At 56.5% G+C, this 16,787-nt stretch carries 17 protein-coding genes; 4 read left to right on the forward strand and 13 right to left on the reverse strand.

Features of this window, described 5'->3' with window-relative positions; translation table 11 throughout:
• Positions 1-5: 5 nt before the first annotated feature.
• Together HC757_RS08315 and HC757_RS08320 are read left to right on the forward strand one after the other, a co-directional pair.
• Complete coding sequence (locus tag HC757_RS08315; RefSeq protein WP_169563851.1) at positions 6-2,030, forward strand: fumarate reductase flavoprotein subunit; 2,025 nt, start codon at positions 6-8, stop codon at positions 2,028-2,030.
• Positions 2,027-2,794 (forward strand): fumarate reductase iron-sulfur subunit, encoded by a 768-nt coding sequence (locus tag HC757_RS08320; protein ID WP_169563852.1) that lies wholly within the window; start codon positions 2,027-2,029, stop codon positions 2,792-2,794. The genes HC757_RS08315 and HC757_RS08320 overlap by 4 nt, the downstream gene beginning before the upstream one ends.
• 117 nt (positions 2,795-2,911) lie before the next feature.
• On the opposite strand, the gene rho is transcribed toward HC757_RS08320, so the two are convergent.
• Positions 2,912-4,177, reverse strand: a complete 1,266-nt coding sequence (rho, locus tag HC757_RS08325) for a transcription termination factor Rho (protein WP_169563853.1) — start codon at positions 4,175-4,177, stop codon at positions 2,912-2,914.
• A gap of 215 nt (positions 4,178-4,392) precedes the next feature.
• Positions 4,393-4,719, reverse strand: coding sequence for a thioredoxin TrxA (gene trxA, locus HC757_RS08330; protein ID WP_169563854.1), 327 nt, complete (start codon positions 4,717-4,719; stop codon positions 4,393-4,395).
• Between the two features lie 152 nt (positions 4,720-4,871).
• Here trxA and rhlB point away from each other — a divergent pair, with 152 nt between their 5' ends.
• Positions 4,872-6,191, forward strand: coding sequence for an ATP-dependent RNA helicase RhlB (gene rhlB / locus HC757_RS08335; protein ID WP_169563855.1), 1,320 nt, complete (start codon positions 4,872-4,874; stop codon positions 6,189-6,191).
• The gene (locus HC757_RS08340) at positions 6,192-7,112 is read left to right on the forward strand and encodes a Ppx/GppA phosphatase family protein (protein WP_169563856.1); all 921 of its coding nucleotides are present in this window, start codon (positions 6,192-6,194) and stop codon (positions 7,110-7,112) included.
• 64 nt (positions 7,113-7,176) lie between these two features.
• Here the strand turns inward: HC757_RS08340 and HC757_RS08345 are convergent, their stop codons facing one another.
• The 11 genes from HC757_RS08345 to ubiE form a co-directional block, all read right to left on the reverse strand.
• Positions 7,177-7,650, reverse strand: a complete 474-nt coding sequence (locus HC757_RS08345) for a thioredoxin family protein (protein WP_342343052.1) — start codon at positions 7,648-7,650, stop codon at positions 7,177-7,179.
• A gap of 92 nt (positions 7,651-7,742) precedes the next feature.
• Positions 7,743-8,756: a porphobilinogen synthase gene (gene hemB, locus HC757_RS08350; protein ID WP_169563857.1), complete on the reverse strand. Its 1,014-nt coding sequence runs from the start codon at positions 8,754-8,756 to the stop codon at positions 7,743-7,745.
• A 9-nt stretch (positions 8,757-8,765) separates the two neighbouring features.
• A complete protein-coding gene (locus HC757_RS08355; protein WP_244623328.1) occupies positions 8,766-10,652 on the reverse strand; it encodes a sensor domain-containing diguanylate cyclase in 1,887 nt (628 codons plus the stop codon).
• The gene (locus HC757_RS08360; protein WP_169563858.1) at positions 10,639-11,448 is read right to left on the reverse strand and encodes a TatD family hydrolase; all 810 of its coding nucleotides are present in this window, start codon (positions 11,446-11,448) and stop codon (positions 10,639-10,641) included. The genes HC757_RS08355 and HC757_RS08360 overlap by 14 nt, the downstream gene beginning before the upstream one ends.
• Positions 11,449-11,949 carry a hypothetical protein gene (locus HC757_RS08365; protein ID WP_169563859.1) on the reverse strand — a complete coding sequence of 167 codons (501 nt, stop codon included), beginning with the start codon at positions 11,947-11,949 and terminating at the stop codon, positions 11,449-11,451. It abuts the gene before it with no gap.
• Between the two features lie 58 nt (positions 11,950-12,007).
• Entirely contained in the window at positions 12,008-12,754 is a 747-nt protein-coding gene (gene tatC, locus HC757_RS08370; RefSeq protein ID WP_169563860.1) for a twin-arginine translocase subunit TatC, read from the reverse strand.
• 3 nt (positions 12,755-12,757) lie between these two features.
• Positions 12,758-13,150, reverse strand: coding sequence for a Sec-independent protein translocase protein TatB (tatB, locus tag HC757_RS08375; protein ID WP_169563861.1), 393 nt, complete (start codon positions 13,148-13,150; stop codon positions 12,758-12,760).
• 5 nt (positions 13,151-13,155) lie between these two features.
• Positions 13,156-13,398: a Sec-independent protein translocase subunit TatA gene (gene tatA, locus HC757_RS08380; RefSeq protein WP_169563862.1), complete on the reverse strand. Its 243-nt coding sequence runs from the start codon at positions 13,396-13,398 to the stop codon at positions 13,156-13,158.
• 116 nt (positions 13,399-13,514) lie between these two features.
• Positions 13,515-15,164, reverse strand: coding sequence for a ubiquinone biosynthesis regulatory protein kinase UbiB (gene ubiB, locus HC757_RS08385; protein ID WP_169563863.1), 1,650 nt, complete (start codon positions 15,162-15,164; stop codon positions 13,515-13,517).
• The gene (locus tag HC757_RS08390) at positions 15,161-15,778 is read right to left on the reverse strand and encodes a ubiquinone biosynthesis accessory factor UbiJ (RefSeq protein ID WP_169563864.1); all 618 of its coding nucleotides are present in this window, start codon (positions 15,776-15,778) and stop codon (positions 15,161-15,163) included. Before HC757_RS08390 ends, ubiB begins: the two co-directional genes overlap by 4 nt.
• A 1-nt stretch (position 15,779) precedes the next feature.
• Positions 15,780-16,535: a bifunctional demethylmenaquinone methyltransferase/2-methoxy-6-polyprenyl-1,4-benzoquinol methylase UbiE gene (ubiE, locus tag HC757_RS08395; protein ID WP_169563865.1), complete on the reverse strand. Its 756-nt coding sequence runs from the start codon at positions 16,533-16,535 to the stop codon at positions 15,780-15,782.
• Positions 16,536-16,787 lie beyond the last annotated feature (252 nt).

Here is a 16,787-nt window from a genome sequence, read left to right on the forward strand (position 1 = left end):
CAGACGTGAAACTCATCTATACCGATGCCTTGATCGTGGGGGCAGGATTGGCGGGTCTGAGGGTGGCCATTGCCGCCAAGGAACGTGGCCTGGATACTTTGGTGTTGTCGCTCATTCCCGCCAAACGTTCGCACTCGGCCGCGGCCCAGGGCGGCATGCAGGCGAGCCTGGGGAACGCGCTCAAGGGCATGGGCGATGATGAAGATGTGCACTTTCAGGATACGGTCAAAGGTTCCGACTGGGGCTGCGATCAGAGCGTGGTGCGGATGTTTACCCACTGTGCGCCCAAGGCGGTGCGGGAATTGGCCCACTGGGGGGTGCCCTGGACCCGGGTCACAGCCGGCCCCAGGGAAGTGATAGTCAATGCCCAGAAGGTGACGCTGGAGGAGGCCCAAGCCGCCCATGGGCTGATCAATGCCCGTGACTTTGGCGGCACCCAGAAATGGCGTACCTGCTATACCGCCGATGGCACAGGGCATTCACTCCTGTATGCCATGGATAACAAAGCCATTTCCATGGATATCCCGGTGCATGAAAGAGTCGAGGCGCTGGCGCTCATTCATGACGGCAAACGCTGTCATGGGGTGATTGCCCGTTGTCTTATCACGGGTGAACTGCGGGCCTATGTCGCCAAGGCGACGACTATAGCCACAGGTGGTTATGGCCGCATCTATGCCGTGTCCACCAATGCGGTCATCTGCGAGGGCATGGGGCAGGCGCTGGCGCTGGAGACAGGGGTCGCTACCCTGGGCAACATGGAGGCGGTGCAGTTTCACCCGACCGCCATAGTGCCTGTGGGGATCCTCACCACAGAGGGCTGTCGCGGCGACGGCGGCCTGCTGCGCGACAAGGACGGCTATCGCTTCATGCCAGATTATGAGCCAGAGAAGAAAGAGCTGGCGTCGCGGGATGTGGTATCACGGCGCATGACGGAACACATACGCAAGGGCAAGGGAGTCGACAGTCCCTATGGGCCACATCTGTGGCTGGATATCACTCTGCTGGGGCGCAAGCACATAGAGACCAACCTGCGTGAAGTGCAGGAGATCTGCGAAAACTTCTTGGGCATAGATCCCGTCAAGGATTGGATCCCGGTGCGCCCGACCCAGCACTATTCCATGGGCGGGGTACGCACAGATGCCAAGGGCCAAAGCCCGCAGCTCTGGGGGCTGTTCAGTGTCGGCGAAGCGGCCTGTTGGGACATGCACGGCTTCAATCGCCTGGGGGGCAATTCGCTGGCCGAGACTGTGGTGGGCGGCATGATAGTCGGCAAATATGTCGCCGATTTCTGTGAGTGCAACAACCTGGAGGTCGATACCGGACTGGTGCAGCTGTTCATGGACAGGGTCGGCGACGAAATCGACGCCCTGATCGACGGCGGTGGCAGCGAGAGCCCCATAGTGCTCAAGCGTGAGATGCAGCGCATCATGATGGATTATGTGGGCATATTCAGAAATGGCGCCGAACTGGATAAGGCCGTCGCCGGGTTGAAAGTGCTGCTCGAGCGTTCCCGCAGACTCGGGCTCAAGTGTAACAAGCGCCACGCCAATCCCGAGTTGGTGGAGGCGCTCAGGGTCAGGCGTATGCTCAAGGTGGCGCTGACGGTTGCCTGCGGCGCCGCGGCCCGCACCGAGAGCCGCGGCGCCCATGCCAGGGAAGATTATCCCCAGCGCAACGACAGGGATTGGCTCAAGCGTACCCTGGCAAGTTGGCCCGACAGCGAGGCGCTCGAGCCCGTGCTGCACTATGAAGCGCTGGATGTGATGCAGATGGAGTTGCCGCCGGGCTATCGTGGTTATGGCGCAGATAACAGCATAGCGCACCCGGATACCGAGAGGCGCTCGGCGCAGATAGCGGCCATTCTCGCCGAACTGGGGGATGATGCCGACAGGTATACCAGGCAGAGGGCGCTGATGCCGTTTGACTTGCCCGACAGCCTGGCGCCGAGAAATGAACGCCTGTGCGACACTCTGGCAACGCCGCTGACGTCTGTGGCCGGCAAGATCTCGACGGGGGAGCAGGCATTATGACGACAAGACTCATTCCCACAGTGACAGATACCGGGTCTGCGGGACGCAGATTAACCTTCAATATTTTTCGCTTCGATCCCCAGGAAAACGGCGATAAGCCCAAGATGGTGAGCTACAGCCTGGATGAAACCCCGGGGATGACCATCTTCATCGCCCTCAATCGTTTACGGGACGAGCAGGACAGCTCGCTGCAGTTCGACTTTGTCTGCAGAGCGGGGATCTGCGGCAGTTGTGCCATGGTGATCAATGGCTTGCCGACACTGGCCTGTCGTACCCTGACCACTCGTTATCCCAAGGGAGAAATCACTCTGATGCCACTGCCGGGTTTCGAACTCATAGGGGATCTGTCGGTCAACACGGGCAAATTCATGCGGCAACTGGCCGAGCGTCTGCAGTTGTGGCTGCATCCCAGGGAAGGAGAACAGTCTATCCATGCGTTGGAGCAAGCCATGGATCCCGACGAGGCGGCGCGGCTGTACGAGCTGGAGCGCTGCGTCGAATGCGGCGTATGCGTGTCGGCCTGCGCCACCAAGCAGATGCGTGACACCTTCGTCGGTGCCGTGGGACTGATGAAGATTGCCCGCTTCGAGCTCGACAGCCGCGATGGCCGCAGCGTTGAGGATTTCTATCATGTGATAGGCAATCAGGATGGGGTCTTCGGCTGCATGACCTTGCTGGGTTGTCAGGATAATTGCCCCAAGGATTTGCCGCACATGCAGCAAATTGCCTATCTGCGCCGCAAGATGGCCATGACCCTGCTCTAGTACGGCTTGAGGCCGGGTTTAGCCAGGCATCGCCGACCGCTCAGGGTGATTTTCAGCCACAAAAAAGCCGCTTAGCGCGGCTTTTATTATGCAACCTATCGTAAAAAAATAGGGGCCTTACGACTTGGCGCGTTTCATCGCGGTGAAGAATTCATCGTTGGTCTTGGTCATCGCCAATTTGTCGATGAGGAATTCCATGGCGCTGACTTCATCCATGGGATTGAGGATCTTACGCAGGATCCACATCTTCTGCAGTTCTTCGGGCGTGGTCAGTTTCTCTTCGCGGCGGGTGCCTGAGCGGTTGAAGTCTATCGCCGGGAAGACGCGTTTCTCGGCCGCCTTACGTGACAGGTGCAATTCCTGGTTACCCGTACCCTTAAACTCTTCGTAGATGACTTCATCCATCTTGGAGCCGGTATCGACCAGGGCTGTGGCTATGATGGTCAGGCTGCCGCCGTGTTCTATGTTACGTGCCGCGCCGAAGAAACGCTTGGGTCTATGCAGGGCGTTGGCATCCACACCACCCGTCAGTACCTTGCCAGAGGACGGGATGACAGTGTTATAGGCACGTGCCAGACGTGTGATTGAGTCGAGCAGGATGACCACGTCTTTCTTGTGCTCAACCAAACGTTTGGCCTTCTCGATAACCATTTCGGCTACCTGCACGTGACGGCTCGCCGGCTCGTCGAAGGTCGAGGCTATCACTTCGCCTTTGACCAGGCGTTGCATCTCGGTCACTTCTTCCGGCCGTTCGTCGATTAGCAGTACTATCAGCACCACGTCGGGATTATTATAGGTAATGCTCTGGGCAATGTTCTGCAGTAACAGTGTCTTACCCGCTTTTGGCGGTGCGACAATCAGACCACGCTGACCCTTGCCTATCGGCGAACAGAGATCCAGAATACGGGCTGTGATGTCTTCTGTCGAACCATTGCCGCGCTCCATACGCATACGCTCTTCGGCATGCAGCGGAGTTAAGTTTTCAAACAGGATTTTATTGCGGGAATTTTCTGGCTTGTCGAAGTTGACTTCATTGACTTTGAGCAGGGCAAAATAACGCTCGCCTTCTTTGGGTGGGCGGATCTTACCGAAAATAGTGTCGCCGGTGCGCATGTTGAAGCGGCGGATCTGGCTGGGCGAAACATAGATATCATCCGGGCCGGCAAGGTAAGAACCGTCTGCACTGCGTAAGAAACCAAAACCGTCTTGGAGGATTTCTAATACGCCGCCACCAAAAATGTCTTCACCACTCTTGGCATGGGCTTTAAGGATAGAGAAAATAATGTCCTGCTTGCGGGCGCGGGCCATATTTTCGAGCTTCATATTTTCAGCTAGTGAGACTAGCTCAGAAATAGGCGTGTCTTTTAATTCAGTTAGATTCATTTTAGGGGGTCTTGTGTTACGCGACAAAGCTTACCGCGTTCAATCAGTAAAGTTTGTGATGCTAGGATAGTGATTGAAAAGCGAGAAGTGGTTCAGTTAGAAGAAATCTGATTATTAAAGTAGCACTAACAAACGCGGGCGTCCAGAAATTTAGGGAAACCCGACACGATTTATTTACAACTCGTATCGGGCCGACGGACGCTAATGCCTGGGCATTAGAGCTGGGCGTCGATGAATTCTTTCAGTTGGGTTTTAGACAGGGCGCCGACCTTGGTCGCAGCCAACTCACCACCCTTGAACATCAGCAGCGTCGGGATGCCACGCACGCCGTATTTGGCCGGTGACACATTGTTCTGATCTACGTTCAGTTTTGCCACTGTGATGCGACCGGCATATTCCTCGGCAACATCGTCCAGAATGGGGGCGATCATTTTGCATGGACCACACCACTCGGCCCAGAAGTCTACCAATACTGGCTGTTCTGACTTTAATACGTCGTTTTCGAAGCTGTCGTCGCTCAGGTATACAATTTTCTCGCTCATGATGTTCTCCAGTTTGGTTGCCATTGCTGGTTTGTTAATGGCTTACCATGTATATTGGGGTTGAAAAATAGCTTTTCAAGTTGCCTTGTTACAATGTGGCTATTTCAAACGATCGAGTATCTTATTGCAACCCTAACTGGTAAGCTTGCGCTATGAGCCAAACACATTTATCTACCCAAAAATTTGCTGACCTGCCTCTGCATCCCGAGGTTATTCAGGCACTAACAGAAAACGGTTTTGAATATTGTACGCCTATCCAGGCGTTATCATTACCCATATTACTTCAAACAAAAGATATCGCAGGCCAGGCACAAACGGGCACAGGCAAGACCATGGCTTTCCTGGTAGCGACCTTCAGCCACCTGTTATCGACCCCCATTCCCGAAGGGCGCCAAATCAATCAGCCCAGGGCCATCATCATGGCTCCTACCCGCGAACTGGCGATTCAGATAGCTAAAGATGCCACCCTGCTTGCCAAGCACACCAAGATCAAGGTGGGCATAGTCTATGGCGGCGAAAGCTATGATGTACAAAGAAAAGTTCTGGATCAGGGTGTCGACATTCTGATCGGCACCACGGGGCGCATCATAGATTATGTGCGTCAGGGGATCATTAACCTGAGTGCGATTCAGGCTGTGGTGCTGGATGAAGCGGATCGTATGTTCGATCTCGGTTTCATCAAGGACATACGCTTTCTCTTCAATCGCATGCCGGCGGCGGATCAACGCCTGAACATGCTGTTTTCGGCGACCCTGTCGATGAAGGTGCAGGAACTGGCCTACGATCACATGAACGAGCCGGAAAAAGTCGTCATAGCGCCCGACGAGAAAACCTCCAAGAACATCAGGGAAGAGATTTTCTATCCGTCGCAGGATGAGAAATTGCGGCTGCTGCTGACCCTGATAGAAGAAGATTGGCCCGAGAAGGCGATCGTTTTCTCCAACACCAAGCATAGCTGCGAGAAGCTCTGGGCCGCCCTCGAGGGGGATGGCCATAGAGTCGGCCTGCTGACCGGGGATGTGCCGCAGAAGAAACGTATTCGCATTCTGGAACAGTTCACCACAGGGGATTTGGATATCCTGGTGGCGACCGATGTGGCGGCCCGTGGCCTGCATATCTCGGACGTTTCCCATGTGTATAACTACGACTTGCCGGACGACTGCGAAGATTATGTGCATCGTATCGGCCGTACCGGTCGCGCCGGCGCCAAGGGCGTGTCCATCAGTTTCGCCTGTGAAGAGTATGCGCTGAATCTGCCGGCCATCGAGAGCTATATCCAGCACTCCATCCCCATGAGCAATTACGACAGCTCGGCGCTGCTGGATGATATTCCGCCACCTGTACGTATTCATCGCAAGCATCCCAGTGGCTCGCGTAACCTGAGAGACCGTCCGGGTTCGGGCAGGACTCAAGGGGCACATCGCAGCGGTGCTCGTCCGCCGCGCCATGACAGGACACACAGACACTCGTAAATGCCGACACCCGCTTACGCCGCCATTACTCTGGGCTCTAACAGTTTCAATATGCTGATCGCCAGGACTCAGGGTGATCGGCCTCAGGTTATTGCCAAGTATAAGCGTAAGGTCAGGTTGGCCGAGGGAATCGCGCCCGATGGCCGCCTGAGTCAGGCCGTGATGCAGCGTGGTCTGGATTGTCTGGCGATGTTTGCCCAGATGTTGGCCGAGCATAAGATAGCGGCAGATAACGTTGCCGTTATCGCTACCGCCACCCTGAGATGCATCAGCAATGCCGACGACTTCTGTCGGCATGCCCTGTCCGTGTTGGGGCATCCGATAGAGATCATCACCGGTCTGCGTGAGGCCGAGCTCATCTACCAGGGCATGGTCACCACCACCTGTGGTGCCGGCCGGCGCTTGGTGATCGACATAGGCGGTGCCAGCACCGAATTTATCGTGGGTGATGGCCATGAACTGTTATTCAAGACCAGCTTGCCCATAGGCTGTGTCACCTTCAATCAGCAATTCTTTACCTCTGCGCCACTGCAGCAGCTGGACTTCGATGATGCCAGGCAACAAGTGTTGCTGAGCCTCGGCGAGCAGCGCCAGGAGTTGCGCCGCCTGGGCTGGCAGTGTGTGGTGGGCGCCTCGGGCGCCGTCCAGTCCGTGGTCGAATTGTTACTGCATCGCCGGCAGGCGGAAACCATTACCCCCCAGGTGCTCGAGTGTCTCAAACAGGAAATCCTCAATCAGAGTGATCTATCCCTGTCCGGCATTCGGGGTCTATGCCCCGAGCGGGCACCTACCTTCGCCGCCGGTGTTGCCATTCTGTCGGCGTTGTTCGAGTTACTCGGGATAGAAAAGCTGTCGCTGTCGGGCGGGGCGTTGCGTGAAGGGGTATTGCATATGCTGGCGAGTCGCATCGACCACCGCTAGCCGGAGGAATCCCGGCGCTGGCGACCTCTGTTATCTTCCATGACTCATCCGGGAGTCGGCATTCCTATGCCGACCTCAGTATCCCGGCCAGATCCCGCTCCAGGGATATCTCTGGACGCTCGACTATCCGTCCCATCTCCTCGCCATCTTGCCGGACTATGAAGGTGGGAATACGCGCGAAGTCGTAGGCGGCCGCCAAGCCCTGGGGATCTTGTTTGGCACGGTCGATGCCGATATAGCTGGCGCGGATATTGGGGTTGTCGATGGCCTCCAGCACCCGGATGAAACGGGGCAGTTCCCTATGACAGTCGGGGCACCAGGTGCCTATGATGGCAACGATCTCTATGGCGCCGCCGAGCTGGCTGAGGGGGGCGAGAGTGGCCATATCCGGCTGATAGGCCAGATATTCGCTGTCGAAGCCGGGTAGCTGCCCGGCCAGTTGGGTGCTTGGGATCTTGCCTGTCAGTATCACTGCTATGCCCTCATAAATCACCGCTGCCTTGGATAGGCCGCTCTTGTCGCTTTGGGGATGATACACTCTGGCTCCCCTGCCTGTCAGCTCACCGGCGTTTCCCCTTAGCCATAAAAAACGCCGCACCGGGCGACGTTTACTCTGTTAGCCGCAGCAGGCTATCGGGTGCTCTCTTTGAGCCACTGGGCGACGCGTTTGGCGAAGTAGGTCAGGATGCCGTTGGCGCCGGCGCGCTTGAAGCAGAGCAGCGACTCCATCACTATGGCTCTTTCCGCCAGCCAGCCATTCTGAATGGCGGCCATATGCATGGCGTATTCACCGCTGACCTGATAGGCGAAGGTAGGCACAGCCAACTCGGTTCTCACCCTGTGGATGATATCCAAATAGGGCATGCCGGGCTTGACCATCACCATGTCGGCACCTTCCTGTATGTCTAGCGCCACTTCGTGCAGGGCTTCGTCGCTGTTGGCCGGATCCATCTGGTAACTGTGTTTGTTGCCACCCTTGAGGTTGGCCGCGGAGCCAACCGCATCCCGGAAGGGACCATAGTAATTGGATGAGTATTTGGCCGAATAGGCCATGATCTGGGTATTCACATGGCCGGCGGCTTCCAGCGCCTGGCGTATGGCGCCGATGCGGCCATCCATCATGTCCGAGGGGGCGACGATATCGGCGCCGGCCTCGGCATGGGACAGGGCCTGTTTCACCAGCACTTCCGTGGTGATGTCATTCAGTATGTAGCCGCTGTCATCTATGATGCCGTCTTGGCCGTGGGTAGTGAAAGGGTCCAGGGCCACGTCCGTCATCACCCCTAATTGGGGGAATTCTTCCTTCAATGCCCGCACCGCGCGCTGCACCAGGGCATCGGGATTGTAAGCCTCTTCCGCCATCAGGGTCTTCTGTTCCGGCGGTGTCACAGGGAAGAGGGCGATGAGGGGAATGCCGAGTTCGACCAGTTCGGCGGCTTCCTTGAGCAGCAGGTCGATGGAATACCTCTCTATGCCAGGCATGGAGGCTATCTGCTCGGTGCGGTTGATGCCTTCGAGGACGAACATGGGATAGATGAGGTCGTCGACGCTGAGGCTGTTCTCGGCCATCAGGCGGCGGCTGAATTCATGTTTACGCATGCGGCGCATTCTGCGCTGGGGAAAAGCACCGGTAATTATATTCACATTCGACTCCTAACTTGGTTGTGTCCTATCCTGGGGCGGCGAATAGCGGCAGACGCGATTGCGCCCGGTATTTTTGGCCTGATATAACGCCTTGTCGGCCTGTTCCAGCAGGGCCGTGGGGTGGGTATCGCTGGCGATCACTTCGGCGCTCACTCCTATGCTGACGGTGAGCGGAATGGCATCCCCTTCCCAGTCGATAACCAGTGCATTGACTGAGGTCCGGATCATTTCGGCCACTGTGATGCCGCCCTCGGCCGAGGTGTTGGGCAGTATGATAGCAAACTCTTCACCGCCAAAACGTGACACAAGATCGGTCGGGCGCTTAATATTCTGCTGCAGACAGGCGGCAATGGCTCTCAGGGTCTGATCGCCGGCCAGGTGACCGAAGTTATCGTTGATGGCTTTAAACCTGTCGATATCCACCATGAGCAGTGCCATGGGGGCCTGCTGCCGGCGGCTGATGCGCCCCTCGGCAATGAGGCGCTTATCGAAGGCGCTGCGATTCTTCACCCCTGTGAGGCTATCTATCGTGGTCTGCTCGGTGAGCTTCTGATTGACCTCATTGAGTTCCCGCAGCGTGACTTCGAGCTCCAGGGTGCGCTCCTGCACCATTTTCTCCAGCCGCTCTTTGCTGCTGGCCTCGGCCCTGAGGGCTTCTTCCCGGGTGATGCGGATGCGCTCGGCCTGTTGCAGCGCTTCCTGTTGGATCTTGAGTTTGGCCTTGCGTTCGTCGTTGTAACGTATGGCCAAGACGGCGGCCATGAACACGATTTCGAAACTGAGGCCTATCATCACTGGGGTCTGCGACATGATGTCGATATGCACCAGTCCCAGGTAGATCATGCTGCTGCCCAAGGCGCCCAGCAACAGTCCAAGCCAGCCGATGGAATACAGCTTGGCCAGCTTATGCCCGCGCACGGCCTGGCGAATGGCGGTCACCATCAGGATGCTGGAGATAAGCAGCACAGACACGACTTCGATATACAGCAGAGTCGCAGTGTCCATGAAGGGCACCAGGGCAAGCTGTAGCAGCGCATAGACGGCACCAAGGCGGCAGAACCTCAGCATGCGGATACTCTGATACTTGAGCTGCAGCACCTTCTCGGTAAACATCAGGGCGAAGGCCGTCACCAGGGGGATCAGCAACGGCACCATCAGCTGCTGTAACTCGGGCCAGTCGGGCCAGAGGAAGCGGAAGGCGATGCCATTGAGGGTGGCGACCAGCAAGCTCATGGATAAGACATAGCCGGCATAGTAGCTGTAGCTGAATGAGCCAGACGCCAGGGCGATGAAGAGGCTGAACAGGCCGATGGCCGCCAGTCCCCCCAGTTGGAAGCCGCTGATGAGCGAGCTGGACTCTGTCATCTGCGCCAGCTCGTTTGCCGACCAGAGGCTCAGGGGCAGATACATGCCGCCCTGAGAACTTATTTGCAGGTAGAAGGTATGCTTGTCGCCGGCTTCGATCTCGAAGGGATAGAGGAAAATGTTGCTCTGCAGCGGCCGGTGAGCAAAGGGCAAGCTGTCGCCCATTTCCTGTACATCCACCAACTCGTCGTTGATCAGATGGAATAATTTAATCTTATCCAGCAATGGATTATCCAGGGCGATGATCCTGGTCAGCCGCGTCTTGTCACTGAATAGACTGAAGGTCAGCCAGAGCTTGTCCACGCTTATGTGACGTCGATCTTCGTCGCCCAGGCGCCGCCATTGACCGGCGGGCGCCTGGCTCGCCTGGGCCAGATCGTCGACATCTGCTGCCGTGTTGATGTAGGACCAGGCGGACAGATCAAATCTGTTGTTTGAATTTGCATCCGGGATCAGTACGGGTGCCGTCTGCGCCGGCAATGCCATCAGCCAGAGCGAGAGCCAGAGATAGATTCCCCTAAGTGCCGACATGGTCGCGCTCCAGGCCGAAGAAGCGCAAGCTGTTGTGATAACAAAGCGCGGCAAATTGACTCGGATCCTGGCCACGCAAGCCGGCGATATGCTCTGAGATATGAGGCAAATATTCAGGTTTATTCTTACTCGACTTAGGCTTGGGCCGCAGGTTTCTCGGCAGCAGATAAGGGCTGTCGGTTTCTATCATGATACGTTCATCCGGGATGTCCGGCACCAGCGCGGCGAGCTCCTGACCGCGGCGTTCATCACAGACCCAGCCTGTGATGCCTAAATGCAGATCCAGGGCCAGGCAGGCTTCCAACATGGCGCGATCGCCGGTGAAGCAATGCAACAAGGCATTGGGTAGATGCGGGCGATACTCTCTGACTATGGCGATAAAATCCCGGTTGGCATCACGCTCATGCATGAATACCGGCATGTTCAGCTTGGTCGCCAGTTCAAGCTGGGCGGCGAAGACCCGGCGTTGCACTGGTCTGGGGGAAAAGTCACGATTGTAATCCAGACCGCATTCGCCGAGCGCCACCACCTGTGCGGCAGAGCAGAGCTGAGTCAGCTCGGCGGTGCTGGCGTCATTCCAGCTGCTGGCCTGGTGGGGATGCACCCCGGCGGTGCAGTAAAGCCGGCGCGGATGTGCCTGGGTTAGCGCCAGCGCCTTGGCACTCTCAGCCAGATCGCTGCCAATAACCAGCAGCGGCGAAACCCGCAGTTTCGCCGCATCCTCTATGACGGTGTCTAGCTCATGCTCCAGCGCGCTGCCGACCAAGTTGACGGCAATATCGAAATAGGCCGGCATTTACTTCAGACGTTTGACCCTGATGGTCGCATTCCTGTCATCGCTGCCCAACAGGAAAGAACCCAGGGCCCCTTTTTCGATGAAGACGGTATCGCCGGCTTTCAATTTATAGTGGCGAGTCTCGACCTGTTTCCAGACCTGACCATTGGTGAAATTTAAGGTCAAACTGCCATAGAGGTCTTTCTGGACTGATGCTATTTCCAGATACAGTTTGTCGACATCCAGTTCTACCGGCTTTCTGTGGATACCGAACTCGGCTTCGGCGGTGGTGGTCACGGCGGTAGCCGCAGGTGCGGCCGATGCCGACGGTTGCGCCTGAGCGGCAGCGGCCTTTGGAGCCTGGCGGCCCGGCTTGGCGACACCCGCGGCGAGCTTGTCATAACAGAGCAAGCGATCCAGTTTATCCCCCTGGGCGGCACATAAGGCCAAGTCTTGCTCCAGGCCGGCATATGCCTGGCTCGAAAATCCTATGACTGCAGCGACTATCCAAGTTAAGCGCATGACCTCTTCCTTATTGTTCTGGGTCCGAATAGGGTACGAACCTGGCTGTTGAACCTTGTTATTGATTTATGTCTTGTTGCTCTACTTCGTCGTCTTTCTTGGTATAAAAACGGGCGGCGAGCAAGCCACCTTCGAACAGTAACAGCATGGGCACTGCCAACATAGTCTGGGAGATGATGTCCGGCGGTGTCAGCAGCATGCCGATGACGAAGGCCGCTACCACTATATAGGGACGCTTGGCCCTGAGATCTTCCGGCGTGGTCACGCCGGCCCAGCAGAGTAGCACGACGGCGACGGGGATCTCAAACGCCAGTCCGAAGGCGAAGAATAGCTTGAGCACGAAATCCAGGTAGCTGCTGATGTCCGTCGCCACCTGGACCCCCTCAGGGGCGACATTGGCGAAGAAGCCAAAGACGACAGGAAAGACCACATAATAGGCGAAGCAGATACCCAGATAAAACAAGAGGGTGCTGCTGACCAGCAGGGGAACGACCAGGCGTTTCTCGTGTTTGTACAGACCAGGCGCCACGAAGGACCATACCTGAAAGAGTATGTAAGGCACCGCGAGGAAGAAGGAGAGCACCAGCGTCAGTTTAAAAGGCGCGAAGAAGGGGGCTGCGACATCCGTGGCTATCATGCTGCCGGATGCGGGCAGGGATTGCATCAGGGGGATCGCCATATAGTGGTAAATATCATTGGCCCAATACACAAGGGCGATAAACACCAACAAGACACTGGCGACTATCCTGAGTAATTTGGTGCGTAACTCCAGCAAGTGGCTGATGAGCGGCAGGGGTTGTGACATGGTTTATCCGTTTGCTTTGGGATCTGAGGATGGCTTATCTGCCGTCTCTGGCGGCGTCGAATCTTGGCCGGTTTGACCGTCGCCGCTATCTGCCTTGTCTAGCTGATAAGGCCGGTTCACCGACTGCGCCGCTTGTTTCAACTTGTCTATGGATTCCTGCAATTCAGGCGAGAGATTGCCCAGACCCTTTTGCTCGGCCTTCTTGAGATCCGCATGCAATTGCTCGATCTTGAGTTCTTGCTCCAGCTCGTCTTTGACCGAATTAGCCATGCGTTTCATGGCGCGGATCCAACCTGTTACCGAACGTACTGCCACGGGTAAACGCTCAGGGCCCAGAACGACCAGGCCCACGATACCGATCAGCAGCAGCTCCATGAAGCCAATACCGTCAAACATAGGAGTTACGCCTGTTCTTTATCCTTGGATTCAGGTTTCTTGTCAGTCGCCTGTTGTGAGGTCTGTGCCGTGCTGTCAGCCTGTTTGTCTTCGAGAGCCTGCTTGTCATCCTCGGTCGACATGGCGTTCTTGAAGCCTTTTACCGCGCCACCAAGATCGCCGCCCAGAGAGCGCAACTTTTTCGTGCCGAACAGCAAGATCACTATCAATGCTATGATGAGAAGTTGCCAAATGCTAATGCCACCCATGAAGATATCCTCTTAAAATAGTGTAGGGTTCTATACCCATCTCGCCGGAAGCTGCGGCATGCCCGCCTTTTCCGCGATCCTGAGTTCATTATGAACCTCTGATAATTTAGCGCTAGCTAAAATTTACCGCCCCTGGGGCGGGCTCGCCAGCCCAGCAACCACAGCAGGCCACCGGCCGCCAAGCTGCCATAGGCAGGCCAGAGTATAAGGCCTTGGCTAAGCAAAATAGTGCCGCAGATCAATAAAATGGCCGATGTGATCAGCAAATAGTTACTCTTGTGGGATTTTCTCTGATATCTCAGATACTTGTCCAGAAGTTGCTGTTGGGAACCCAGCAATTTTTCCCCGAGTTTGAGGTTGTCGTAGACGAGTTCGGGCAATTCGGGCAGTTTGTCGGCCCAGTAGGGCATCTGCCCCCTCACCTTATCGAACATGGCCTTGGGGCCAACTTGTTCGGACATCCACCGCTCGAGGAAGGGCTTGGCCGTCTGCCATAGATCCAGCTGTGGATACAGTTGCCGTCCCAGGCCCTCGATATAGAGCAAGGTCTTTTCCAGCAACACAAGTTGCGGCTGTACCACTATGTCGAAGCGCCTGGCGGTGCGAAACAGTTCCAATAACACATGGCCGAAGGAGATTTCGTCCAAAGGCTTGTTGAACATGGGCTCGCAGACGAGTTTTACCGCCTGTTCGAACGCCAGCAAGTCCGTGTTGCCCGAGACCCAGCCCGACTCTATGTAGAGCTGGGCTATGCGTTGATAGTCGCGGTTGAAGAAGGCGAGGAAGTTTTCTGCCAGGTAGCGCTTGTCCGACTCGCTCAGGGTCCCCATGATGCCGCAATCCAGGCCTATATAGTAAGGATCGTGGGGGTGCTCCCGGGAGATGAAGATATTGCCCGGGTGCATGTCGGCGTGAAAGAAGTTATCCCTGAACACCTGGGTGAAGAACAGCTCGACGCCGCGCTCGGCCAATAACTTGAGATCTGTGCCCTGGGCCTTGAGCGCGTCTATGTCCGAGACTGGGATGCCCTCGACGCGTTCCATCACCATCAGGCGTTGAAAGCAGAGCTCTTCATAGACGTAAGGCACATAGAGGGCGTCTGAGTCGAGGAAGTTGTTTCTCAGCTTGGTGGCGTTCAGGGCCTCCAGCTTAAGGTTCAGCTCGCCCAGAATAGTGGTGCGATAGTCTTGGATCACTTCCGCCGGCCGCAACCTGTTGCCTTCGCCGAGCACCCGCTCCAGCAGGTTGGCGGCCAGGGTCATCAGCTTGAGATCCGCGGCTATCTTCTGTTCTACCTGGGGGCGCAGCACCTTGAGCACCACAGACTCGCCGTTGGACTTGAGTGTCGCAGTATGTACCTGGGAGATGGACGCCGAAGCCAGTGGCTCGTCACAGAATGCCTCGAACAGGCTGTCGATCGGTGCCTTGAGTTCGGCCTCGATCGCTTGGCGGGCCAACGCCGAGTCGAAGGGCGGCACCCTATCCTGCAGCATGGCCAATTCCTCGGCCCATTCGTCGTTGAGCAGATCCCTGCGGGTCGAGAGCATCTGCCCCAGCTTGATGTAAACCGGGCCGAGTTCCTGCATGGCGAGCTTGAGGCGCTCACCGCCGGCTTTGTCTTTATGCTTGTTGCGCAGCCAGAACAGGCTGCCACGCAACAGGCCGACATATCTTGGGGTCAAGTGTTGCGGCAGCATTTCGTCCAGACCGAAATGCAGTGCCGTGCGTATGACCTGATAGCCTCTCTTGATGCTGGCGACTGTCATGAAGTAAAAGTGTCTCTCAGTTGGGCCAGACGGCGCTCCAGCGCCGCCACCTCGGCGTTCAGTTCGTCCAGCCGATCGCAAAAGTGGATGAATTCCAGTTTATGGGGCGCCAGGCGATATTCTTCCGTGGTGAGCTGGCTTAGATGGGCGCGACTCTGGCTAAGCAGATGAGTCATGCCTGTCCTGGCCCGTTTCAGCCCGGATAGCAGCATGTGGGTGGGGGCATCGCCGAGGTAACGCGACAGGGGCTCGGCGAAATCGAAGCGGATCTGCTGCAGGTATTGACTGAAGCTCTGCAACAGGCCGAGGTCGCCCTCTATGGCCAGCTTGTCCTGTTTGATGAGATCGGTCAGCTCGGCGCCTTCGCCCAGCCGATACAAGCTGGTCGCATCGGCATTCAGCTTGATGGCGACCTCGCCCTGGTACTGGCTCAACACCAGTATCTCCCCGGCGAACACCAGATAGATGGGCCAGCTGAGCTGACTGAGCTGGATGCAGAACACCTTGCCATGCAGTTGGCGCAGGCGAGCGTATTCCTCGGGGGCCTGGGCCCTGACTCGTGCCAGTGCGGTTTCCAGTGCGGCGCAGGCCAGCAATCTCCACTCTTGGTTCATATCAGAACTTATAACCCAGGTGCAGGGCGACTATGCCGTCTGTCATATTGGTGTACTTGACCTGTTCGAAGCCGGCATCGAGCATCATCTGCTTGAGGGTGTCCTGATCCGGGTGCATGCGGATAGACTCGGCCAGGTATTCGTAGCTGTCGGCATCCTTGGTGATCAGTTCGCCCATCTTGGGCAGGACTTTAAAGCTATAGAGATCATAGGCTTTACGCATGACTTCGTGCTGCGGCTTGGAAAACTCCAGCACCATCAACTTGCCGCCTGGCTTGAGCACTCTGAGCATGGAACGCAATGCCGCATCCTTGTCGGTCACGTTGCGCAGGCCGAAGGCGATGGTGATGATATCGAAATAATTGTCGGCAAAGGGCAGGGCTTCGGCATTGGCCTGCACATAGTTGACGTTGCCTACTATGCCCTTGTCCCTGAGCTTGGTGCGGCCGACCTTGAGCATGGAATCGTTGATGTCCGCCAGTACCACCTCACCGCGATCCCCCACCAGATGCGAGAACTTGGCGGTCAAATCCCCTGTGCCACCGGCCAGATCCAGGATCTTCATGCCGGGACGGGCACCGGCAGCCTCTATGGTGAAACGCTTCCAGAATCTATGTATGCCGAAGGACATGACGTCATTCATTATGTCGTACTTGGCGGCCACAGAATGAAACACGCCCGCAACCAGATCCGCTTTCTTGTCGGCTTCGACAGTCTTATAGCCGAAATGAGTGTTCTTTGATTCGCCTTCAGACATGTATGTATTCCTATAATGTGCACTGGATCACTGCGAGGCCCCTGATGTTGCGCATATCGCCTCGCGTGAGAGAGTCAATCGACAGACTCATCATCAGCGGTTGCAGTGTCTGCAGCCGCTGCATAAATTTGATGGGGCATTAGACCACAATATCCCCCTTTGTTGAATAGCCTGTGTGCGGCCAATCCACGCCCCGACAGGGAGTCAACTGGCAGCGTCGCGGCCTAATACCATTCCTTATAAATATCTGAT

It is taken from the genome of Shewanella salipaludis (genome assembly GCF_012911865.1).
GTDB classification, from domain to species: domain Bacteria; phylum Pseudomonadota; class Gammaproteobacteria; order Enterobacterales; family Shewanellaceae; genus Shewanella; species Shewanella salipaludis.